The sequence below is a fragment of the Streptomyces sp. NPDC096040 genome (genome assembly GCF_040303265.1).
Taxonomy (GTDB): Bacteria; Actinomycetota; Actinomycetes; order Streptomycetales; family Streptomycetaceae; genus Streptomyces.
Window position 1 is genome coordinate 54,542 of the sequence record NZ_JBEOTA010000025.1, and the last position, 21,415, is coordinate 75,956.

The 21,415-nt window shown below is 70.7% G+C and carries 20 protein-coding genes; 15 read left to right on the top strand and 5 right to left on the bottom strand.

All coding sequences use genetic code 11. The features are described from left to right. Positions 1-13 precede the first annotated feature (13 nt). Complete coding sequence (locus tag ABTY98_RS30290) at positions 14-412, top strand: RidA family protein (protein ID WP_352224238.1); 399 nt, start codon at positions 14-16, stop codon at positions 410-412. 46 nt (positions 413-458) lie between these two features. Continuing rightward, a complete protein-coding gene (locus ABTY98_RS30295) occupies positions 459-992 on the top strand; it encodes a GNAT family N-acetyltransferase (RefSeq protein ID WP_352224239.1) in 534 nt (177 codons plus the stop codon). On the opposite strand, the gene ABTY98_RS30300 is transcribed toward ABTY98_RS30295, so the two are convergent. Next, positions 979-1,554, bottom strand: a complete 576-nt coding sequence (locus ABTY98_RS30300; protein ID WP_352224240.1) for an adenylosuccinate lyase — start codon at positions 1,552-1,554, stop codon at positions 979-981. The genes ABTY98_RS30295 and ABTY98_RS30300 overlap by 14 nt on opposite strands. A gap of 377 nt (positions 1,555-1,931) precedes the next feature. On the opposite strand from ABTY98_RS30300, the gene ABTY98_RS30305 reads away from it, so the two are divergent. The 10 genes from ABTY98_RS30305 (at position 1,932) to ABTY98_RS30350 (ending at position 14,692) form a co-directional block, all read left to right on the top strand. After that, positions 1,932-3,737 carry a 3-hydroxyacyl-CoA dehydrogenase family protein gene (locus tag ABTY98_RS30305; RefSeq protein WP_352224241.1) on the top strand — a complete coding sequence of 602 codons (1,806 nt, stop codon included), beginning with the start codon at positions 1,932-1,934 and terminating at the stop codon, positions 3,735-3,737. 160 nt (positions 3,738-3,897) lie between these two features. Further along, positions 3,898-4,713: a TetR family transcriptional regulator gene (locus ABTY98_RS30310; protein WP_352224242.1), complete on the top strand. Its 816-nt coding sequence runs from the start codon at positions 3,898-3,900 to the stop codon at positions 4,711-4,713. 750 nt (positions 4,714-5,463) lie between these two features. Beyond that, entirely contained in the window at positions 5,464-6,807 is a 1,344-nt protein-coding gene (gene ccrA / locus ABTY98_RS30315; protein WP_352224243.1) for a crotonyl-CoA carboxylase/reductase, read from the top strand. A 17-nt stretch (positions 6,808-6,824) separates the two neighbouring features. Next, a complete protein-coding gene (locus ABTY98_RS30320) occupies positions 6,825-8,873 on the top strand; it encodes an ethylmalonyl-CoA mutase (RefSeq protein ID WP_352224244.1) in 2,049 nt (682 codons plus the stop codon). Then, a complete protein-coding gene (locus tag ABTY98_RS30325; RefSeq protein WP_352224245.1) occupies positions 8,870-9,835 on the top strand; it encodes an HpcH/HpaI aldolase/citrate lyase family protein in 966 nt (321 codons plus the stop codon). Before ABTY98_RS30320 ends, ABTY98_RS30325 begins: the two co-directional genes overlap by 4 nt. Before the next feature lie 5 nt (positions 9,836-9,840). After that, entirely contained in the window at positions 9,841-10,353 is a 513-nt protein-coding gene (locus ABTY98_RS30330) for a MaoC family dehydratase (protein WP_352224246.1), read from the top strand. Between the two features lie 2 nt (positions 10,354-10,355). Then, positions 10,356-11,561, top strand: coding sequence for an acyl-CoA dehydrogenase family protein (locus ABTY98_RS30335; protein ID WP_352224247.1), 1,206 nt, complete (start codon positions 10,356-10,358; stop codon positions 11,559-11,561). A gap of 169 nt (positions 11,562-11,730) precedes the next feature. After that, complete coding sequence (locus ABTY98_RS30340; protein WP_189266580.1) at positions 11,731-12,387, top strand: phosphatidylserine decarboxylase; 657 nt, start codon at positions 11,731-11,733, stop codon at positions 12,385-12,387. Positions 12,388-12,409: 22 nt separating this feature from the next. After that, entirely contained in the window at positions 12,410-13,234 is an 825-nt protein-coding gene (gene pssA / locus ABTY98_RS30345) for a CDP-diacylglycerol--serine O-phosphatidyltransferase (protein WP_352224307.1), read from the top strand. A gap of 231 nt (positions 13,235-13,465) precedes the next feature. Then, entirely contained in the window at positions 13,466-14,692 is a 1,227-nt protein-coding gene (locus ABTY98_RS30350; protein WP_352224248.1) for an alpha/beta fold hydrolase, read from the top strand. 7 nt (positions 14,693-14,699) lie between these two features. Here the strand turns inward: ABTY98_RS30350 and ABTY98_RS30355 are convergent, their stop codons facing one another. Next, positions 14,700-15,818, bottom strand: coding sequence for a glycerate kinase (locus tag ABTY98_RS30355; protein WP_352224308.1), 1,119 nt, complete (start codon positions 15,816-15,818; stop codon positions 14,700-14,702). Positions 15,819-15,978: 160 nt separating this feature from the next. Between ABTY98_RS30355 and ABTY98_RS30360 the strand changes: the two genes are divergently transcribed. From ABTY98_RS30360 to ABTY98_RS30370, 3 genes are all read left to right on the top strand, one after another. After that, complete coding sequence (locus ABTY98_RS30360; RefSeq protein ID WP_352224249.1) at positions 15,979-17,082, top strand: ADP-ribosylglycohydrolase family protein; 1,104 nt, start codon at positions 15,979-15,981, stop codon at positions 17,080-17,082. Next, on the top strand, positions 17,079-17,573 hold the full coding sequence (locus ABTY98_RS30365) for an NUDIX domain-containing protein (protein ID WP_352224250.1): 495 nt from the start codon (positions 17,079-17,081) through the stop codon (positions 17,571-17,573). The genes ABTY98_RS30360 and ABTY98_RS30365 overlap by 4 nt, the downstream gene beginning before the upstream one ends. A 61-nt stretch (positions 17,574-17,634) precedes the next feature. Beyond that, positions 17,635-18,363 carry an SIR2 family NAD-dependent protein deacylase gene (locus ABTY98_RS30370; protein ID WP_352224251.1) on the top strand — a complete coding sequence of 243 codons (729 nt, stop codon included), beginning with the start codon at positions 17,635-17,637 and terminating at the stop codon, positions 18,361-18,363. A gap of 17 nt (positions 18,364-18,380) precedes the next feature. Here the strand turns inward: ABTY98_RS30370 and ABTY98_RS30375 are convergent, their stop codons facing one another. From ABTY98_RS30375 to ABTY98_RS30385, 3 genes are all read right to left on the bottom strand, one after another. Further along, positions 18,381-18,863 (bottom strand): methylated-DNA--[protein]-cysteine S-methyltransferase, encoded by a 483-nt coding sequence (locus ABTY98_RS30375; protein ID WP_352224252.1) that lies wholly within the window; start codon positions 18,861-18,863, stop codon positions 18,381-18,383. 11 nt (positions 18,864-18,874) lie between these two features. Further along, a complete protein-coding gene (locus tag ABTY98_RS30380; protein WP_352224309.1) occupies positions 18,875-20,353 on the bottom strand; it encodes an AlkA N-terminal domain-containing protein in 1,479 nt (492 codons plus the stop codon). A 95-nt stretch (positions 20,354-20,448) separates the two neighbouring features. Next, positions 20,449-21,342, bottom strand: a complete 894-nt coding sequence (locus ABTY98_RS30385) for an SDR family oxidoreductase (protein ID WP_352224253.1) — start codon at positions 21,340-21,342, stop codon at positions 20,449-20,451. Positions 21,343-21,415 lie beyond the last annotated feature (73 nt).

Sequence of the window (21,415 nt, forward strand, 5' to 3'; positions counted from 1 at the left end):
CCACCATGGACGCATGACCGACCTGACCCGCATCCCCGCCCCCGACGGCGTCGCCGCGGCCGCCCAGTACACCCATGTCGTCGCGGCCACCGGCCGGTTCGTCGCCGTCTCCGGTCAGCTGCCGCTGGACGAGAACGGCAAGCTCGTCGGCGAGGGCGACCCGGCCGCCCAGGCCCGCCAGGTCTTCGAGAACCTGCGCCGCTGTCTGGCGGCCGCCGGCGCCGGCTTCGACGACGTCGTCAAGCTCACCTACTTCGTCACGGACATGGCCCATATGCCGGCCGTCCGCGCGGCCCGCGCCGCCCACATACCCGACGACCGCCTGCCGGCGGCGTCCGCGGTTCAGGTGGCCGCACTCGCCGGTCCCCAGTTCCTGATGGAGATCGAGGCCTTCGCGGTGGTGGCCGGCTGAGCGAAATGCCGGGCGCGCGAAGCCGTCCGCTTTTTAGGGTGCCGTCATGGCCGACGACTTCCTCCTCATCCGACCGATGGCCCTCGACGACTGCGACCGTGTCTCGGAGATACGCGTGCGGGGCTGGCAGTACGCCTACCGGGGACTCATGCCGCAGCCGTTCCTCGACGGGCTCAGCGTCCAGCGGGACGCCGAGCGCCGGCGGGCCCGGTTCCGGGACGGTGAGGACGGCGTGACGGACCTGGTTGCCGTGCGGGGCGGTGAGATCGTCGGGTGGGCGGCGCACGGGCCGTACCGGGACGGGGAAGTGCACACCGGCGACGCCGAGTTGTACGCCATCTACCTCGACCCCGCGCACGTCGGGACCGGGGCCGGGCGCAGGCTGCTGGAGACGGTTCTCCAGCAGTGCGCCCGGCACGCCCGCGTGTACCTGTGGGTGCTGAAGGGGAACACGCGCGCCCGGCGGTTCTACGAGCTCGCGGGCTTCCGGGCCGACGGCGCCGAGGAGCCGTACGAGGTCGACGGGGTGCCCGTGCCCGAGGTGCGGTATGTCAAGGACCGCGACCTCACCTCGGCCTAGGGATGTGGGACAGGGCCCGGACCGCGGCCTCGGCGAGGGTGGGGTGGGCCAGGGCCTCGCTCAGGACGCGGCGGGCACGGGTGTCGCCCAGGGTGCCGAGGCCCTCCACACAGGCGAGGGCGACCTTGCGGTAGGGGTCATGGGGGCGCAGCCGGCGCTCCAGAGTGGTGATGAGGGCGGGGACGGATTCCGGGGCGCGGAGTTCGACCAGGAGCCGGACCGGGTGCAGGGCGTAGGCGACACGGAGCTCGTTGGTGGCGAGGGCGGCGGCCGCGCGGGCGGTGCGCGGGTCCTGCAGGCGGGCGAGAGCGTGCGCGGCGGAGGCGCAGCGGGGCGGGTCGCGGTGGTTCAGGAGGAGGACCAGGGTTTCGAAGGCGCGTCGGTCACCGGCCGTCCCCAGCCGGTAGGCCGCCAACTCCCTGGCCCACAGGGGCTGTCCGGCGGCGGTGAGTACCTCCGCCAACTCGTCGTGGTCCTCGGTGGCCAGGAGCCGGTCATAGGCGGCCGTTCCCTGCGACTCCTGGCGCAGACGCTCCGTGAGTGATCGCAACTCTTCGTCCACGAAGCCCAGCGTAGAGGGGTTGCGGGAGCGGAGGGACGTACATCACAAAGTCGGAGGGCTGGCGCGCTCGTTACCCGCCGGTTAAGCTCAATCGAGCGAGTCACCCACTCGCTACCGCTCACTCCGGTTTGGTGACGCAGCCGTCGTGAGCATCAGGTCGGTTCGGTACCTCGTACCGTTCATACGACCCGGCTCCGGGACAGGGCCGGTCGGAATCAGCCGCTCCCGGGCGTGTGCGCGCCCGCGGCGACGGCACCGGGCGTGTGCGCCAGCAGCCCGGCAACACCCGCATTCACGCAGCCCTTTCCGCACCCGGTGCGCCCCTTCGGCGCACCCGGGGGCGTTCCAGTCGTCACCCTCATTCCTGGAGTCCCGCGATGGCCACTCCCCAGTCCGACCCTTCCCTGTCCCCGCTCAGGACCGTCGCCGTCGTCGGCCTCGGCACCATGGGCACCGGTATCGCCGAGGTCCTCGCGAAGGCCGGCCGCGAGGTGATCGGCATCGACGTCAGCGAGGCCCAGGCCGCCGGCTCCCTCGCCGCCCTGGAGGCCTCCACGGCCCGTGCCGTGGCCCGCGGCAGGCTGACCGAGCAGGAGCGCGCCGACGTCCTCGCCCGGATCCGCACCGGCACCGACCTCACGGCCGCGGCCGAGGCCGACCTCGTCATCGAGGTGGTTCCGGAGTCGTACGACATCAAGCACCAGATCTTCCGCGAGCTGGACGGCATCGTCCGCCCGGAGACCATCCTCGCCACCGGCACCAACGCGCTCTCCGTGACCCGTCTGGCCGCCGACTCGGCCCGCCCCGAGCGCGTCCTCGGCCTGCACTTCTTCAACCCGGCCCCGGCGATGAAGCTGGTCGAGGTCGTCTCCTCGGTGCTCACCGCCCCGAGTGCCGTCGCCGCGGTCACCGACCTCGCGGTCGAACTGGGCAAGGAGCCGGTCGCGGTCGGTGACCGCCCGGGGTTCGTCGCGGACGGACTGCTGTTCGGCTACCTCAACCAGGCCGCCGCGATGTACGAGGCGAAGTACGCCTCCCGTGAGGACATCGACGCGGCCATGCGGCTCGGCTGCGGTCTGCCGATGGGTCCGCTCGCCCTGCTCGACCTGATCGGCGTCGACACCGCGCGTACGGTCCTGGAGGCCATGTACGCCGAGTCCCGCGACCGGCTGCACGCCCCGGCCCCGATCCTCAAGCAGCTCAGCGAGGCGGGCCTGACCGGCCGCAAGTCGGGGCGTGGCTTCTACACCTACGAGGCCCCGGGCAGCGCCACGGTCGTCCGGGACGCGCTCACCCCGCTGGACGGCGCCGCCCTCACCCCGGGCCGGCCGGTCCGCTCGGTCGGGGTGGCCGGCTCCGGCACCATGGCCTCCGGCATCGCGGAGGTCTTCGCCAAGGCCGGCTACGAGGTCGTTCTCGCCGCCCGCAGCGAGGAGAAGGCGCAGGCGGCGAAGGCCAGGATCGGCAAGTCCCTGGACCGCTCCGTCGGGAGGGGGCGGATGACCGCCGAGGCCGCCGCGCGCACCCTGGACCTGATCACCCCGGCGGGCTCGTACGACGCCTTCTCCGACGTCGACCTGGCCGTCGAGGCGGTCGCCGAGGACCTGGAGGTCAAGCGGCAACTGTTCGCCACGCTGGACAAGGTCTGCAAGCCGGGCGCGGTCCTGGCCACCACGACCTCCTCGCTGCCGGTCGTGGCCTGCGCCCGGGCCACCTCGCGTCCGCAGGACGTGATCGGTATGCACTTCTTCAACCCGGCGCCGGCCATGAAGCTGGTCGAGGTCGTCCGTACCGTGCTGACGGCCGCGGACGTGCACGCCACGGTCCGCGAGGTCTGCGCGACCGTCAGGAAGCACGCCGTCGACTGTGGTGACCGGGCCGGTTTCATCGTGAACGCGCTGCTGTTCCCGTACCTCAACAACGCGATCAAGATGGTCGAGGAGCACTACGCCTCGCTCGACGACATCGACGCGGCGATGAAGCTCGGCGGCGGCTATCCGATGGGCCCGTTCGAGCTGCTGGACGTGGTCGGCCTCGACGTCTCGCTCGCGATCGAGAAGGTCCTGCACCGGGAGTTCCGCGACCCCGGCCTCGCGCCCGCGCCACTCCTGGAGCACCTGGTGGCCGCGGGCTGCCTCGGCCGCAAGACCGGCCGTGGCTTCCGCGAATATGCCCGCCGCTGAGGGCCTCGGCGACTGGTTCCGGGACGAGCAGGACTGGGGCGGGCTGCTCGACCCGGGCGGCCGTCCCCCGCCCGTCCGGTCCGGCGGTCCCCCGCCCGTCGCAGGCGGGGGAAACCCCGGACATGCCCATCAAGCTGCGCACATGCAGTACGTTCGGGTCATGCCCCAGCCCGCCAAGTCCTCCCGTACACCAGCCACGCCCGACGCGCCGGAAAGTGCCGCAGGCAGTCGCGCGGCCGCCCAGCGGCTCAAGATGCGCCGAGAACTGGCGGCCGCCGCGATGGAGCTGTTCGCGACCAAGGGGTACGAGGCGACCACCGTCGACGAGATCGCGGCCGCGGCAGGCGTGGCCCGGCGCACCTTCTTCCGCCACTTCCGCTCCAAGGAAGAGGCGATCTTCCCGGACCACGACGACACGCTGATCCGCGCGGAGGCCGTGCTCAACGCGGCCCCGGCGCACGAGCACCCCCTCGACACCGTGTGCCGTGGCATCAAGGAAGTCATGAAGATGTACGCGGGCCGGCCGGACATCTCGGTCGCCCGCTACAAGCTCACCCGCGAGGTACCGACGCTCCGCGAGGCCGAGATCGCCTCGGTGGCCCGCTACGAGCGTCTCTTCACCCGCTATCTCCTCGGCCATTTCGACGAGCACGCGCACGCCGACGACGCGAACGACGACCCGCTGCTGGCCGAGGTCGCCGCGTCGGCGGTGGTCACCGCCCACAACCATGTGCTGCGGCGCTGGCTGCGGGCGGGCGGGCAGGGTGATGTGGAGACGCAGCTGGACCACGCCTTCGCGATCGTGCGCAAGACGTTCGGAACAGGGATCGGGGCGGGCCGCGAGACAGCGCCCCGGCCGACCACGACGGCGTCGGTGGCCTCGCAGGGGGAGGTACTGGTGACGGTGGCCCGGACCGATGCGCCGCTGGACGAGGTCATGCGCACGATCGAGCAGGCGCTGAAGGAGCGGTCGTAGGGGGTCGCGGTCACTGAGTCGCCGCTCGGCCACTCAGCCGCAGACGCCGGACGCTGAATTCGACTGCGGGACCAACGCGGTCTGATGGCTCGACGCGCGGCACGGGGAGGGGCGGCCTGGGCCGCCGGAGAGCCGGACCGCGGGGGTCGCGGGACTGCACGGCCCCGCGGGGTCGCGGGGCTGCACGGCCCCTCCCGGGCGCGGCGATGGCACTGCGTGCCGGGTCACGGCCGGAGCCGGGCCGGAGCGTCTTTCCCGTGGCCGACCCGCGCGTGCCGCAGCTCGTGACGGCCGCGGTACGGCAGGAGCCGGCCCGGTACGCGGTGGCACTGCCGGCGGGCATACGCGAGCGCGAGGACCCGGACACCCCTGGCCGACCTGCTCCACATCGGACCCGCCCGACATCGGGACGACTACCGCAAGTCGGGGCGCGTTACCGTACTCGGCGGTAGCTTTGATCGATCATCGCTCATTTGTTACGTAAAGATTTCATTTGAGAGCAAGTTCTGGCACTCAGTGCCTTGCCACCTGACACGCGGTGTCATACGTTGTTGATGTCCGGCCTGTCCCGGCGAGCCCACCAGCCCGCCCGCCGGACGCCTGCGTCACAGGCAACCTCCCGCGCCACAAAGCGCTGCCGAAGCACCACCCACGCCGAACCGACGGCACCTTCCCAAAACCCTCAGCAGCAACCGACGTAACCCTCAGCACCCCTTCCCTCAAGGGGCGCACACCGCCGGAGGCAACACCGTGACCACTCAGGCCATTCTCGACGCGATCCAGTCGCCGGACTCGACGCCGGCCGACTTCGCCGCCCTGCCGCTCCCGGAGTCGTACCGCGCGATCACCGTGCACAAGGACGAGACGGAGATGTTCGCGGGCCTGGAGACCCGCGACAAGGACCCGCGCAAGTCCACCCACCTCGACGAGGTCCCCCTGCCCGAGCTGGGCCCGGGCGAGGCCCTGGTCGCCGTCATGGCATCGAGCGTCAACTACAACTCGGTCTGGACCTCGATCTTCGAGCCCCTGTCGACCTTCGGGTTCCTGGAGCGCTACGGCAGGCTCTCCGAGCTGACCAAGCGGCACGACCTGCCGTACCACATCATCGGCTCCGACCTCGCGGGCGTGGTCCTGCGCACCGGCCCGGGCGTCAACGCCTGGAAGCCCGGTGACGAGGTCGTCGCGCACTGCCTGAGCGTGGAGCTGGAGTCGTCCGACGGGCACAACGACACCATGCTCGACCCCGAGCAGCGGATCTGGGGCTTCGAGACCAACTTCGGCGGTCTCGCCGAGATCGCGCTGGTCAAGTCCAACCAGCTGATGCCCAAGCCGGGCCACCTGAGCTGGGAGGAGGCCGCCGCCCCCGGTCTGGTCAACTCCACCGCCTACCGGCAGCTGGTCTCCCGCAACGGCGCCGGCATGAAGCAGGGCGACAACGTGCTCATCTGGGGCGCGAGCGGCGGACTCGGCTCCTACGCCACGCAGTTCGCGCTGGCTGGCGGAGCGAACCCCATCTGTGTGGTGAGCAGCCCGCAGAAGGCGGAGATCTGCCGGGCGATGGGCGCCGAGGCGATCATCGACCGCAACGCCGAGGGCTACAAGTTCTGGAAGAACGAGCACGAGCAGGACCCGAAGGAGTGGAAGCGCTTCGGTAAGCGCATCCGTGAGCTGACCGGCGGCGAGGACGTCGACATCGTCTTCGAGCACCCGGGCCGCGAGACCTTCGGCGCCTCGGTCTACGTCACCCGCAAGGGCGGCACGATCGTCACCTGCGCCTCCACCTCGGGCTACAACCACGAGTACGACAACCGCTACCTGTGGATGTCCCTGAAGCGGATCATCGGTTCGCACTTCGCCAACTACCGCGAGGCCTGGGAGGCCAACCGGCTGATCGCGAAGGGCAAGATCCACCCGACGCTGTCGAAGGTCTACTCCCTGGAGGAGACCGGTCAGGCCGCCTACGACGTGCACCGCAACCTCCACCAGGGCAAGGTCGGCGTCCTCTGCCTCGCCCCCGAGGAAGGCCTGGGCGTGCGCGACGAGGAGATGCGCGCCAAGCACCTCGACGCCATCAACCGCTTCCGCAACGTCTGAGACACCCGAGGTCATAGATGACTGAGCGTCAGATCGCCGAAGGCAGGCGGGAGAAGGACCGGCCGTGGCTCATGCGCACGTACGCCGGGCACTCCACGGCCGAGGCGTCCAACGAGCTGTACCGGCGTAACCTCGACAAGGGCCAGACCGGCCTGTCGGTGGCGTTCGACCTGCCGACGCAGACCGGCTACGACCCCGACCACATCCTCGCCCGCGGCGAGGTCGGCCGGGTGGGCGTACCCGTCTCGCATCTCGGTGACATGCGCCGGCTGTTCCAGGACATCCCCCTGGAGCAGATGAACACCTCGATGACGATCAACGCCACCGCCATGTGGCTGCTGGCGCTCTACCAGGTCGTCGCCGAGGAGCAGGGCGCGGACATCACCAAGCTCCAGGGCACGACCCAGAACGACATCGTCAAGGAGTACCTGTCCCGGGGGACGCATGTCTTCCCGCCGGGGCCCTCGCTCCGCCTGACGACGGACATGATCGCGTACACGGTCTCCCACCTCCCGAAGTGGAACCCGATCAACATCTGCAGCTACCACCTGCAGGAGGCGGGCGCCACCCCGGTCCAGGAGATCGCGTACGCGATGTCCACGGCCATCGCGGTCCTTGACGCCGTCCGTGACTCCGGACAGGTGCCGCAGGAACGCATGGGCGATGTCGTCGCGCGGATCTCCTTCTTCGTGAACGCGGGCGTCCGGTTCGTCGAGGAGATGTGCAAGATGCGGGCGTTCGGCCGCATCTGGGACAAGGTCACCCGCGAGCGGTACGGCATCGAGGACCCCAAGCAGCGGCGCTTCCGGTACGGCGTCCAGGTCAACTCGCTCGGACTGACCGAGGCGCAGCCGGAGAACAACGTCCAGCGGATCGTCCTCGAGATGCTCGCCGTGACGCTGTCGAAGGACGCCCGCGCGCGTGCCGTGCAGCTTCCCGCGTGGAACGAGGCCCTTGGCCTGCCCCGGCCCTGGGACCAGCAGTGGTCGCTGCGCATCCAGCAGGTGCTCGCCCATGAGAGCGATCTGCTGGAGTACGAGGACATCTTCGAGGGCTCGCACGTCATCGAGGCGAAGGTCACCCAGTTGGTCGAGGACTCCCTCGCCGAGATCGAGCGGATCCAGGAGATGGGCGGTGCGATGGCCGCCGTCGAGTCCGGCTATCTGAAGTCGCAGCTGGTCGCCTCGCACGCGGAGCGCCGGGGCCGGATCGAGTCCGGGCAGGAGAAGATCGTCGGCGTCAACATCTTCGAGACGACCGAACCCAACCCGCTCACCGCCGACCTGGACACCGCCATCCAGACGGTCGACCCGGCGGTCGAGGCACGGGTGGTGGAGGCGATCGGCCGCTGGCGCGACACGCGGTACCAGCCGCCGTTCAACCACCCGCGGCCCTGCAAGGCGCTGGAGCGGCTGAAGGAGGCTGCCAAGGGCACCGGCAACCTCATGGAAGCCACCCTGGAGTGCGCCCGTGCCGGGGCCACGACCGGCGAGTGGGCGGGCGCGCTCCGGGAGGTGTTCGGGGAGTTCCGAGCGCCTACCGGGGTCTCCTCGGCCCCCGTCGCCGTCCCCGTCGAGGCGGGCTCGGCGCTTGCCGAGGTGCGCGCCAAGGTGGACGCCACGGCACGCGACCTGGGCAGCGGCAAGCTCCGCTTCCTGGTCGGCAAGCCGGGCCTGGACGGGCACTCCAACGGCGCCGAGCAGATCGCCGTACGGGCCAGGGACGCCGGCTTCGAAGTGGTGTACCAGGGCATCCGGCTGACGCCCGAACAGATCGTGGACGCGGCCCTCGCCGAGGACGTGCACGCGGTGGGCCTGTCGATCCTGTCCGGCTCGCACGCCCAGCTGGTCCCGGACGTCCTGGAACGCCTCCGTGTGGCCGGTGCCACAGATATACCCGTCATCGCCGGTGGCATCATCCCGAATGGTGACGCCGATCAGCTCCGGGCCGCCGGGGTGGCCGCGGTCTTCACCCCGAAGGACTTCGACATCACCGGCATCATCGGCCGCATCGTCGACGAGATCCGGAAAGCGAACAAGCTCGACCCCCTGGAGGTCCCCGCATGACCACGCCCGTCAACCGTCTCCGCCCGCGGCGCTCCTGCCTGGCCGTGCCCGGCTCGAACCCGCGCTTCCTGGAGAAGGCGCAGGGCCTCCCGGCGGACCAGGTCTTCCTGGACCTGGAGGACGCGTGCGCGCCGCTCGCCAAGCCCGAGGCGCGGCACACCATCGTCAAGTTCCTCAACGAGGGCGACTGGACGGGCAAGACGCGCGTGGTGCGCGTCAACGACTGGACGACCGAGTGGACGTACCGTGACGTCGTGACCGTGGTCGAGGGCGCCGGGCAGAACCTGGACTGCATCATGCTGCCGAAGGTGCAGACGGCCCAGCAGGTCGTCGCCCTTGACCTCCTCCTCACCCAGATCGAGAAGACCATGGGCTTCGAGGTCGGCAAGATCGGCATCGAGGCGCAGATCGAGAACGCGCAGGGCCTCAACAGCGTCAACGAGATCGCGACCGCCTCCCAGCGCGTCGAGACCATCATCTTCGGCCCGGCCGACTTCATGGCCTCCATCAACATGAAGTCGCTGGTCGTGGGCGAGCAGCCGCCCGGATACCCGGCGGACGCCTACCACTACATCCTGATGAAGATCCTGATGGCCGCCCGCGCCAACAACCTCCAGGCGATCGACGGCCCCTACCTCCAGATCCGCAACCTCGACGGCTACCGCGAGGTCGCCCGGCGCGCCGCCGCGCTCGGCTTCGACGGCAAGTGGGTGCTGCACCCGGGCCAGGTCGAGGCGTCCAACGAGATCTTCTCGCCGTCCCAGGAGGACTACGACCACGCCGAGCTGATCCTGGACGCGTACGACTACTACACGTCCGAGGCGGGCGGCAAGAAGGGCTCCGCGATGCTCGGCGACGAGATGATCGACGAGGCCAGCCGCAAGATGGCCCTGGTCATCTCGGGCAAGGGCCGGGCCGCCGGCATGCGGCGCACGTCGAAGTTCGAGATCCCGGAGGCCTGAGCGCGATGCAGTTCGGACGCACGTACGAGGAGTTCGAGGTCGGGGCGACGTACAAGCACTGGCCGGGAAAGACGGTCACGGAGTACGACGACCACCTGTTCTGTCTCCTCACCATGAACCACCACCCGCTCCACATGGACACCAACTACGCCGAGAAGACGACGGACTTCGGCAAGAACGTGGTGGTCGGGAACTACATCTACTCGCTGCTGCTCGGCATGAGCGTGCCGGACATCTCCGGCAAGGCGATCGCCAACCTCGAGATCGAGTCGCTCAAGCACGTGGCGCCGACCTTCCACGGCGACACGATCTACGGCCAGACGACCGTGCTCGACAAGTGGCCCTCCAAGTCGAAGAACGACCGCGGGATCGTCTACGTCGAGACCAAGGGCTACAAGCAGGACGGCACGCTGGTGTGCACCTTCCGCCGCAAGGTGATGGTGCCGACCGAGACGTACATCAAGGAGCGCGGCGGCGAGCAGCCGGGCCGCCCGGAGCTCAAGGAGCAGGAGAAGTAGCCATGGCCCGTCTCGCCCAGACCGCCGGTCTGACCGACGTCCAGCAGGAGATCCTCTCCACCGTCCGCGACTTCGTGGACAAGGAGATCATCCCGGTCGCCACCGAGCTGGAGCACCGCGACGAGTACCCGCAGCAGATCGTCGACGGCCTCAAGGAGCTCGGCCTGTTCGGCCTGATGATCCCCGAGGAGTACGGCGGCCTGGGCGAGTCCCTCCTGACGTACGCGCTCTGCGTCGAGGAGATCGCCCGGGGCTGGATGTCGGTCTCCGGGATCATCAACACGCACTTCATCGTGGCGTACATGCTCAAGCAGCACGGCACGCAGGAGCAGAAGGACCACTTCCTGCCGCGCATGGCGGCCGGCGACATCCGGGGCGCCTTCTCGATGTCGGAGCCGGGCCTGGGTTCCGACGTGTCGGCGATCACCTCGAAGGCGGTGCGGGACGGCGAGGAGTACGTCCTGAACGGCCAGAAGATGTGGCTGACGAACGGCGGCACGTCGTCCCTCGTGGCCGTACTCGTCCGGAGTGACGAAGGACACCCGGAGGGCACGGCGCCCCACAAGTCGATGACGACGTTCCTGGTCGAGAAGGAGCCCGGCTTCGGAGAGGTCCGCCCCGGCCTCACCATCCCGGGCAAGATCGACAAGATGGGCTACAAGGGCGTCGACACCACCGAGCTGATCATGGACGGGCTGCGGATTCCGGCCGATCGGGTGCTCGGCGGCGTCACCGGCCGAGGTTTTTACCAAATGATGGACGGGGTCGAGGTCGGCCGTGTCAACGTGGCGGCACGTGGCTGCGGTGTCGCGCAGCGGGCGTTCGAACTGGGTGTCCGGTACGCCCAGCAGCGTCACACTTTCGGCAAGCCGATCGCCCAGCACCAGGCCATCCAGTTCAAGCTCGCGGAGATGGCTACCAAGGTCGAGGCCGCGCATGCCATGATGGTCAACGCTGCACGCAAAAAGGACTCCGGGGAACGAAACGACCTTGAGGCAGGGATGGCGAAGTACCTCGCCTCCGAGTACTGCAAGGAGGTCGTGGAGGACGCCTTCCGGATCCACGGCGGCTACGGCTTCTCCAAGGAGTACGAGATCGAACGTCTCTACCGCGAGGCGCCGATGTTGCTGATCGGCGAGGGTACCGCCGAGATCCAGAAAATGATCATCGGGCGGAGGCTGCTCGAAGAGTATCGATTCCAGGGCTGATTGTCCGGATACGGGGTGTTTTCTTCGAGAAGAAGATCACACCCCGTCAACGGTCTTCAGCCGCCGACTCGTCTTCCTGGCTTGCCCAGTTGTGGCCCCCGACCGGTACGATCCCGGAAAGCCGCCGTCCCCGTTTCCCGCGCGGCATCATCCGCTACGAAGGTCATCCATGCCCCACAGCCAAACCTCTGCACATCGAGACAGCCTGGCCGGCGTACGCCTCGCGCGCGGAGCATCGCCGTGGCTTCTCCCGACCGTCGCCACCGCAGCCGTCAGCCTCCTGCGCGCCCGTCGCTCCGGCGCCGCGAAGGCCGTCGCTGTGCCCGCCACCGCGCTCGCGGCGGGCATGCTGTGGTTCTTCCGCGACCCCGAGCGTGAGATCGCCCAGGGCCGTGTCATCTCCCCCGCCGACGGTGTGGTGCAGAGCATCATGCCCTGGAAGGACGGCCGCACCCGCGTCGCCATCTTCATGAGCCCGCTCAACGTCCACGTCAACCGCGCGCCCCTCTCGGGCCAGGTGACGTCGGTGGAACACATCCCCGGTGGCTTCGTTCCCGCCTTCAACAAGGAGAGCGAGAACAACGAGCGCGTAGTGTGGCATTTCGACACCGAACTCGGCGACATCGAGATGATCCAGATCGCCGGCGCGGTGGCCCGCCGCATCGTCCCCTACGTCCCGCAGGGCACGAAGGTCGAGCAGGGCGACCGCATCGGTCTGATCCGCTTCGGCTCGCGCGTCGACATCTACCTGCCGGAGGGCGTGGAGGTCGCGGTCGAGGTCGGCCAGAAGACCGTGGCTGGGGTGACTCGCATTGACCGTGATTGATCCTGAGACCCAGGCGGGCTGGGTGCCCGAGGCCGACGAGATCGGCGACGACGAGGAGGAGATGCCGCTCTCTCTCCGCCTCTCGATAGCGGACACCCTCACGCTCGGCAACGCGACGTGCGGCTTCATGGCGGTGTACTTCACCACCACCGGCATCCTGATCCCGCACCTCACCGGGGACGACCAGTCGGCGGGCATGGCACGCCACAGCGCCGCGACCGCGGTCATCCTGATGCTCTGCGCGGCGATCTTCGACCTGTTCGACGGCCTGGTGGCGCGCAAGCTGCGCTCCTCCCCCATGGGCGCCGAGCTGGACAACCTCTCCGACCTGATCAGCTTCGGCCTCGCCCCGGCGTACTTCGTCCTCGTCTACGGCATGGTGGCGGACGACGCGTACCAGAAGGTGGCCGCGGTCGGAGCGGTCGTGGTGCTGCTGGCCGTGGTGCTGAGACTCGCGCGCTTCTCGTGCGTGTCGCCGCCGAACGGCATGTTCCAGGGCATGCCGTCGCCGTTCGGCGCCCTCACGGTCGTCTCGATCGTGCTCCTGGAGCTGCCGTTCTTCGCGACGCTGCTCGCGATCCTCGGCACGGCGTGGCTGATGGTGAGCCGGGTCGAGTACCCGAAGCCGCGTGGCCGCCTCGCGGTCGCGATGCTGTCCTGGATCGTGCTCGGCGTGGGCCTCCTGGCGGCCTGGGCGTTCGACGCCCCGGGCGGCCAGCTGCTCCTCCAGACCGGCTGCGCGCTGCAGCTGGTGACGGGTGCGGTGATCCCGCTGTTCGCCACGGCCCGCCGGGTGAACAACTTCCGCGACAACCGGCGCGAGGCACGGGCGGCACAGCTGCCCTGACCCTCGTCACGACGCGAAACGGGTGTGGCCCGAGCCTGCGAGGCTCGGGCCACACCCGTTTCGCGTTCAAGGGCGTATGGCGTTGGCCTTTGACGGGTCAACCAACCCTGGCAGACGCCGAGTTGCAGAGGGCGAGGCCGCGGAGGACGGTGGAATTGGGCTGAACTTTACGGGGATTTGTCCCCATTCGGGGAGGGGGATTGCCCCCGTCTTACGGATCGGAGGACAGCCATGACCGCACTCACTCACAAGGACTACTCGGTCCCGCACGTCTCGAAGCTGCCGGCGAACGAGGGCGACACCGTGAACCTCTTCGTCCGGGAGTACGACGGCACCGAGGGCAACCAGCCGCACGAGGTGGTGCTGATGCTCCACGGCCGGAGCGTCCCGGTTCTCGCCGGATACGACCTCACGGTTCCCGGGTCCACCATCGACTACAACTGGGCGCAGGACCTGGCCAAGCACCACTACGACGTCTTCCTGATGGACCTGCAGGGCAACGGCCGGTCGCCCCGCCCGAAGATGGACGAGCCCCGCAACGCCGGCCCCGCACAGCGCAGCGTCCTCTCCCCCAATCCGCTGTCGCCCCCGTACACCGGCCTGCCTCTGTACCCGCACCAACTGGGCAACACGGAGAGCGAGTGCGCGGAGCTGGCCACCGTGGTCGACTTCATCAGGTCGCTGCCTCACCGGGAGAAGCCCATGGACTTCATCGGCTGGTCCGCGGCGGCGGCGTCCATGGGGCCGTACACCCTCCAGCACCCCGAGGTCGTCAAGAGCCTGTTCCTGCTCGCTCCCGTCTTCCCGCCCGACGGGCGGTGGTCGGGGGATCCCGCGGATCCCTTCGCCATTCCGGCGGCCACCTCGCTGCCGGTCTCCGACCCACCCACCCTGTACGGCTTCCCCATGTTCGTCAGCGACAAGAAGGGCTTCGTGGGCGCATGGAACAACGAGCAGGGCACCCCGCCCCAACGCGAGCCCGGCATGGAGGACAAGGCGTGGGCCGCCATGATGGCGAACGACCCCGTCGGCAGCACCTGGGGCCGGGAGCTGTCACCCGGCGTGTTCGAGGGCATACACCGGTTCCGGAACTCCTACTTCTGGGGCTGGACCAAGGAGACGGTGCCCTACCAGGACGCGCTGGGCAACTACGTCCTCGGTGACCGGGTTCCCGTCGTCATCGTCTACGGCGAGCTGGACAAGACGGCCAACACCGCGCCGAACGTCCCCGTGCCCCCGCCCCTGCGCTTCTCCGTGCCGGCCCTCTACAAGGCCGTCGGCGGGCCCGAGAAGCTGATGTTCGAGCTGGAGGGGGCGGGACACTCCGTGGTCTGGGAGCGCCCCGCCGAGATCGTGCACGACATCGCGTTCCAGTGGCTCCACAACAAGCACAAGGTGTGGGGCCTCACGAGTGGCAGCTACTACCGTGACTCGACGGGCGTCCTGACGCCGGTCTAGGCCGCCCTCAGCAGAGAAAGTCCCGCGCGATCTGCTCGGCGACCCGCTCCAGGATCGGCCCGGCGTCCGCGATGCACTTCACCACGTCCGGCTCCACCGACGTCAGCGAATACGCCCGCCGGATTCCGGCCCGGCCGAGCTCCGCCGGCGGCAGGGCGAGGCGTCCGCACACCGCCACGACCTCCTTGCCTGCGGCACGCGCCGCGGCCGCCACCCCCGCCGGGGCCTTCCCGTGCAGGGTCTGCTCGTCAAGCGAGCCCTCACCGGTGATGACGAGCGACGCCCGCTCCAGCGCGGGCGCGAAGCCCAGGACGTCGAGCATGACCTCGATGCCGGGCCGGAAGCGGGCGCCGAGCAGCAGGGCCCCGTACCCGATGCCCCCGGCGGCCCCGGCACCCGGCGCGGCCGCGTACTCCACGGCGCGCGGGCCGACCTCGGCCTCCAGGACCATCGCGAAGTGGCCGAGCGTCTCGTCCAGGGCAGCCACGTCGTCCGGCGAGGCCCCCTTCTGCGGGCCGTAGACCGCGGGCGCGCCCTTCGGGCCGGTGAGCGGGTTGTCAACGTCGCTGGCGAGGATCAGGTCGACGGAGGCCAGGCGCGGGTCCAGCCCGGACAGGTCCGCGCGGGCCAGGGCCGCGAGGCCGCCCCCGCCCGGCGGTACCGGTCCGCCGTCCTCGTCCAGGAACCGAGCCCCGAGCGCCGACAGCATTCCGGCGCCGCCGTCGGTCGTGGCACTGCCTCCGACGCCGAAGACGATCGTGCGCGCACCCGCGTCGAGCGCGGCCCGCAGCAGCTCTCCGGAGCCGTAGGTGGAGGCCGTCAGGGGCGCGAAGACCCCGCGGGGCAGCCGCTGCAGCCCACTCGCCTCGGCCATCTCCACGACCGCGGTGTCGCCGCGCAGCGCGAACGTGGCGGTTACCTCCTGGCCCAGCGGCCCGGCGACCGCCCGCTCGTGCCGGTCGAACCCGGCCGCGACCGCCGCGGCCACCGTGCCGTCCCCGCCGTCCGCGACGGGCAGCGCCTCGACGTCGAGGCCGGGCACGACCCGCCTGAGCCCCGCCGTGACCCGCTCGGCGACCTGCACGGCCGTCAGCGAGCCCTTGAACTTGTCCGCGGCGATGAGCACGCGCTGTGTCACCTGTAATCCCCTTGCTCTCCGGGCCTCACGCACGTCAAGGCCAGTCGCGCCGCTGTGACCTTAACCGGAGGACACCCTTGCCGTCATTCCCCGACCGAAGCCTGGGAAAGGCCTGGGAACCGCCTGGGAAAACGGGTAGACCACAGCCATGAGCAACCACGGCACCGCCGGGCCTGACCTCGCCGACCGTGTGCTCGGCGGCTGGCTCGGCCGGATCGCGGGCAACATGCTCGGCAAACCGGTCGAGCGGGGCGACCTGTGGACCCGGGAGCGCATCGACGGCTACCTGCGGCGGGCCGCCGCCCTGCCGCTCACCGACTACCTCCCCGAGCCCGCCGACGAGAGCGACGCCCTGGCACTGCGCCCCGAGTGGCGGCAGTGCGTGCGCGGCCGGATCCACGGCAGCTGCCGTGACGACGACGTCGACTACGCGATCCTCGGCCTGGACCTCCTGGAGACCCACGGCTTCGGTTTCAGCACCGAGCAGGTCGGCGAGCTGTGGCTGCTGCGGCTGCCGTACCTCCAGACCTTCACGGCGGAACGGGCCGCGTACCGCAACCTCGCGGACGGCCTGAAGCCGCCCCTCACCGCCACCTACGACAACCCGTACCAGGAGTGGATCGGCGCCCTGATCCGCGCCGACATCTTCGGCTGGACCTGCCCGGACGACCCGCACCGGGCCGCCGCCCTGGCCCGCCGCGACGCGGTGCTGTCGCACTCCGGGAACGGGGTGTACGGCGCCATGTGGGCCGCCGCGCTGATCTCCGCGGCGTTCACCGCGCCGACGGTGCGGCAGGCCATCTGCACCGCGCTCACCGTCGTACCGGCGAGCTGCCGCCTGGCCCGGACCGTGCGCCGGGTCGTCTCCCTGTACGAGACCCGGCTGAGCTGGGAGGACACCCTCACCACCGTGTCCGAGGAGACCGCGGGCCTGGGCTGGATCCACGCCGTCCCGAACGTGGCCGTGCTCACCGCCGGGCTGCTCTACGGCGACGGCGACTTCACCCGGACCGTCGCCCTCACCGTCCGCGGCGGCCTGGACACCGACTCCAACGGCGCGACGGCGGGCTCGGTGGCCGGGGTGCTGACCGGCGCGGCGGCCATCCCCGACCAGTGGAAGGACCCCCTTCAGGACACGGTCCGCAGCGCCGTCTTCGGCTTCGACGGGGCCCGCATCAGCGACCTGGCGGAGCGCACCGTGCGGCTCGCCCGGACGAGCAGCGAGCCCGCGCTGGTTACTCTTCCTGAGTGACCACGACTGACACCTACGCCGCGTACATCGCGAGCCTCCCCCGGATCCTCGCCGGGGCGGCCGCACTCTTCCGGGACGCCGAGGGACGGGTGCTGCTCGTCGAGCCCAACTACCGGGAGGGCTGGGCGCTGCCGGGCGGAACCGTCGAGTCCGACGACGGGGAGACCCCGCGCCAGGGCGCCCGCCGGGAGACCCTGGAGGAGATCGGCCTCGACCGGGAGATGGGCCGGCTGCTCGCGGTGGACTGGGTGCACGGCACGGGCCGGCCACCGATCGTCGCCTACCTGTACGACGGCGGTGTGGTCACCGACGCCGACCTCAAGGCGATCCGGCTCCAGGAGGAGGAACTGCTGTCCTGGCGGCTGGTCCCGCGCGCCGAACTCACCGGGTACCTGCCGGGCGCTCTGGGCCGCCGGGTGCTGGCCGCGCTGGACGTACTGGACGAGGGCGCGGGTACCGCGGAACTGGAGAACGGCCACCGCGCCGGGTGATCCCGGGGGCCGGGCGATATCCGCTCGCCGCCCGCGCCCGCCCCGCCCTACCCTCGAACGCATGACCAAGCCCCTCGTCGCCATCCTCAGCGGCGCCGGCATCTCGACCGACTCCGGGATCCCCGACTACCGCGGCCCGAACGGTCTGTGGCGCAGGGACCCCGAGGCCGAGAAGCTCGTGACGTACGACTACTACATGGGCGACCCGGAGATCCGGCGCCGGTCCTGGCAGGTGCGGCGCAAGAACCGCACCCTGAAGGCCGAGCCGAACGCCGCCCATCGCGCCGTCGCCGAGCTGGACAGGTCCGGGATCCCGGTGCGGGTCATCACGCAGAACGTGGACGGGCTGCACCAGCTCGCCGGGATGCCCGCCCGCAAGGTGCTCGAACTGCACGGCTCGGCGCGCAGCGTGGTGTGCACCAAGTGCCATGCGCGCGGGCCGATGGTGGACGCGATCGCCCGCGTCGAGGCCGGTGAGGAGGATCCGCTGTGCCTGGAGTGCGGGGGGATCCTCAAGTCGGCGACCGTGATGTTCGGTGAGCGGCTCGACCCGGTCGTCCTCGGCGAGGCCCTCGCCATCAGCAAGGCGTGCACCGTGTTCATCGCCGTCGGCAGCAGCCTCCAGGTGCAGCCGGCCGCCGGGCTGGCGGGTGTGGCCGCCGACCACGGCGCCCGGCTGGTCATCGTCAACGCCGAGCCGACACCGTACGACGACCGGGCCGACGAGGTCCTCCGGGAGCCGATCGGAACCGCGCTGCCGAAGCTCCTCGCGGAGCTGCGAGCCGCCTAAGCCCTGTCGGACGCCGGTCAGAAGAGGCCCGCGCCCCGCTCGAAGTCCAGCAGGCGCTGCTTGCGGGGCAGGCCGCCGCCGTAGCCGGTGAGGCTGCCGTTCGCGCCGATGACGCGGTGGCAGGGGACGATGATGCCGATGGGGTTCTTCCCGTTGGCGAGGCCGACCGCTCGGGAGGCCTGCGGGTTGCCGAGGGCGTCGGCGAGTTCGCCGTAGGTGCGGGTCTCGCCGTACGGGATCCGCGCCAGCTGGGCCCAGACGCTGCGCTGGAACGGGGAGCCGTTCAGGCGCAGTTCGAGGGTGAACTCCTTCAACTCGCCCGCGAAGTAGGCGGTCAGCTGTTCCTCGGCCTCGGTGAAGAGGGTGTCGTCGCGGGCGCCGAAGGTCTCCTCGGGCGGGCGGTGGCGCTGGGCCTCCATGTAGAGGCCGCAGAGCGTGCCGTCCTCGGCGACCAGGGTGAGGGGGCCGTAGGGGCTGTCGGTGACGGTGTGGTTCTTCACGGCAAGGTTCCTTACACGGGAAGGAAGTTGATCGGGTGGCTGTCGGTCGCCCACAGGTACTGGACCGCGTAGGCCCGCCAAGGGCGCCAGGCGGCCGCGCGTGCGGTGAGGGCGGCCGGGGTGCCGGGCAGGCCCAGCTCCTGGGCGGCGCGGCGGATTCCGAGGTCAGTGGGGAGGAAGGCGTCGGGGTCGCCGAGAGCGCGCATGGCGATGACGTCGACGGTCCAGGGGCCGAAGCCGGGGAGTTCGAGGAGCTTGGCGCGAGCCTGGGCCCAGTCGCTCTCCACACCCAAGTGCAGGGTGCCGTCGGCGAGTTGGCCGACCAGGGTGGTGAAGGTGGTGCGGCGGGTGCGGGGCATCGCCAGGGTCTCGGGGGGCAGTTCGGCCAGCGCCTCGGGAGACGGGAAGAGGTGGGTGAGGCCGCCCTCCGGGTCGTCCACCGGAGTGCCGTGGGCGGTCACCAGGCGGGCCGCGTGGGTGCGGGCGGCGGCCGTGGAGACCTGCTGGCCGAGCACGGCCCGCACCGCGAACTCCGCCTCGTCGACCGTGCGGGGCACCCGGCGGCCGGGCGCCTTGTCCACCAGCGGAGCCAGGACGGGGTCAGTGCGCAGCTGGTCGTCGACCGCGACCGGGTCGGCGTCCAGGTCGAGCATCCGCCGGCAGCGGCTGATCGCGACGGGCAGGTCCCGCAGGTCGCTGAGGGTGAGCCGGCAGGCGATGTGGTCGGGCCGCGGGGCGAGGGCGGCGATGCCGTGGCCGTACGGCAGCCGGAGGGTCCGCCGGTAGGCGCCTTCCCGCCACTCCTCGACGCCGGGTACGGCGGTGGCGGCGAGGTGGCCGAAGAGGTTGTCGGGGTTGAGGGGGGCGCGGAAGGGCAGCCGGAGGGTGAGCACTCCCGGGGCGAGATGCGCCGAGCGTGGGCGGCGGTTGCGCAGGTCGCTCGGGGACAGCGCGAAGACCTCGCGGACGGTGTCGTTGAAGGTGCGGATCGAGGAGAAGCCGGCCGCGAAGGCGATCTCGGCCATCGGCAGGGGGGTCGTCTCGATCAGCAGGCGGGCGGTCTGGGCGCGCTGGGCCCGCGCGAGGGCCAGCGGGCCGGCGCCGAGTTCGGCGAGGAGCTGGCGTTCGACCTGCCGGGGGCTGTAGCCGAGGCGGGCGGCGAGACCGGGCACGCCGTCGCGGTCCACGACCCCGTCGGCGATCAGCCGCATGGCGCGGGCGACCAGGTCGGCGCGCTGGTTCCACTCCGGGGAGCCGGGGCTGGTGTCGGGGCGGCAGCGCTTGCAGGCACGGAAGCCGGCCTGCTGGCAGGCGGCCGCGCTCGGGTAGAAGGTCATGTTCTCGGGCTTGGGCGGAACCACCGGGCAGCTGGGCCGGCAGTAGATGCGGGTGGTCAGGACGGCCGTGAAGAACCAGCCGTCGAACCGTGCGTCCTTCGACTGCACGGCCCGCACACAGTGCTCTCGGTCGAGGATCGTCCCTTTCTGCATGTTCTGCATGGGTCCAGCATCGGCCACCGGGTGTGGCCGATGCTGGCGGAAATCCGACACGTAGGTGCGCTGACCTCCAGGGTCCTATGTGACTCTCAGTCGAAGTAGTGGTCCTGGTCGATGTCGGCCAGCAGCCCCGGCTGCTCGGGCCGCCACTCGTAGCGCTCCCGGGTCGCGGCGCTGGACGTCGGGTTGTCGTTACCGACGAAGCCGATCATCCAGCCGAAGTGGGCGGCCGCCTCCTCCGGCGCGAGGGACACGACCGGCAGGCCGAGGCGGCGGCCGATGACCGAGGTGATGTCGCGGAGCGGTACGCCCTCCTCGGCGGCCGCGTGCAGCACGGCACCGGCCGGGGCGGTCTCCAGGGCCTTGCGGAAGAGGACGGCCGCGTCCAGGCGGTGCACGGCCGGCCAGCGGTTGGCGCCGTCGCCCGGATAGGCGGCGGCGCCCTTCTCCCGGGCGAGTTCGATCAGGTGTGGGACGAAGGCGTGGTCGCCGGTGCCGTGTACGGAGGCCGGGAGCCGGATCGCGGAGACGCGTATCCCGCGGTCGGCCAGGGCGAGGGCGGCTCGCTCCGACTCACCGCGGTGCGCGCCGGGCGCCGCCGGGTCGGGGCCGTCCGTCTCGGTGCCGAGACGGCCCGGGGTGAGCAGCCCTGTCACAGAGCTGATGACCAGGGGGCGGTGGGAGTCGGCGAGGGCGTCGCCGAAGGCCGCCAGGGCCGCGAGTTCGGTGCGCAGGGCACCCTGCATGTCGGAGAAGTCGTGGTTGAAGCCCGTGTGGACCACCCCGTCCGCCGATTCCGCCGCGACCCGCAGCCCGTCGACGTCGTTCAGGTCGCCCCGGTGCGCCTCCGCCTCCACCTCCTTCAGGGCCGCCTCGGCCGCGTCCGAGCGGGCGAGGCCGAGCACCTGGTGCCCGGCGCCGAGCAGTTCGCGGACGACCGCGCTGCCGATGAACCCGGTGGCGCCGGTGACGAACACACGCATGACGAATCACCTCACGGAGAGTGAATGTGCTGGGATGACTCCAGCGTGCGTCCGGCCCGCGGCCCCGGTCCAA

Excerpts from the sequence above, each read along its gene's own strand:
- ABTY98_RS30360 (WP_352224249.1), top strand. The coding sequence starts at position 15,979 with ATGAGCAACCACGGCACCGCCGGGCCTGACCTCGCCGACCGTGTGCTC.
- ABTY98_RS30340 (WP_189266580.1), top strand. The coding sequence starts at position 11,731 with ATGCCCCACAGCCAAACCTCTGCACATCGAGACAGCCTGGCCGGCGTA.
- ABTY98_RS30370 (WP_352224251.1), top strand. The coding sequence starts at position 17,635 with ATGACCAAGCCCCTCGTCGCCATCCTCAGCGGCGCCGGCATCTCGACC.
- ABTY98_RS30380 (WP_352224309.1), bottom strand. The coding sequence starts at position 20,353 with ATGCAGAAAGGGACGATCCTCGACCGAGAGCACTGTGTGCGGGCCGTG.
- ABTY98_RS30385 (WP_352224253.1), bottom strand. The coding sequence starts at position 21,342 with ATGCGTGTGTTCGTCACCGGCGCCACCGGGTTCATCGGCAGCGCGGTC.
- ABTY98_RS30305 (WP_352224241.1), top strand. The coding sequence starts at position 1,932 with ATGGCCACTCCCCAGTCCGACCCTTCCCTGTCCCCGCTCAGGACCGTC.
- ABTY98_RS30335 (WP_352224247.1), top strand. The coding sequence starts at position 10,356 with ATGGCCCGTCTCGCCCAGACCGCCGGTCTGACCGACGTCCAGCAGGAG.
- ABTY98_RS30325 (WP_352224245.1), top strand. The coding sequence starts at position 8,870 with ATGACCACGCCCGTCAACCGTCTCCGCCCGCGGCGCTCCTGCCTGGCC.
- ABTY98_RS30295 (WP_352224239.1), top strand. The coding sequence starts at position 459 with ATGGCCGACGACTTCCTCCTCATCCGACCGATGGCCCTCGACGACTGC.
- ABTY98_RS30290 (WP_352224238.1), top strand. The coding sequence starts at position 14 with ATGACCGACCTGACCCGCATCCCCGCCCCCGACGGCGTCGCCGCGGCC.
- ABTY98_RS30310 (WP_352224242.1), top strand. The coding sequence starts at position 3,898 with ATGCCCCAGCCCGCCAAGTCCTCCCGTACACCAGCCACGCCCGACGCG.
- ABTY98_RS30320 (WP_352224244.1), top strand. The coding sequence starts at position 6,825 with ATGACTGAGCGTCAGATCGCCGAAGGCAGGCGGGAGAAGGACCGGCCG.
- ABTY98_RS30330 (WP_352224246.1), top strand. The coding sequence starts at position 9,841 with ATGCAGTTCGGACGCACGTACGAGGAGTTCGAGGTCGGGGCGACGTAC.
- ABTY98_RS30350 (WP_352224248.1), top strand. The coding sequence starts at position 13,466 with ATGACCGCACTCACTCACAAGGACTACTCGGTCCCGCACGTCTCGAAG.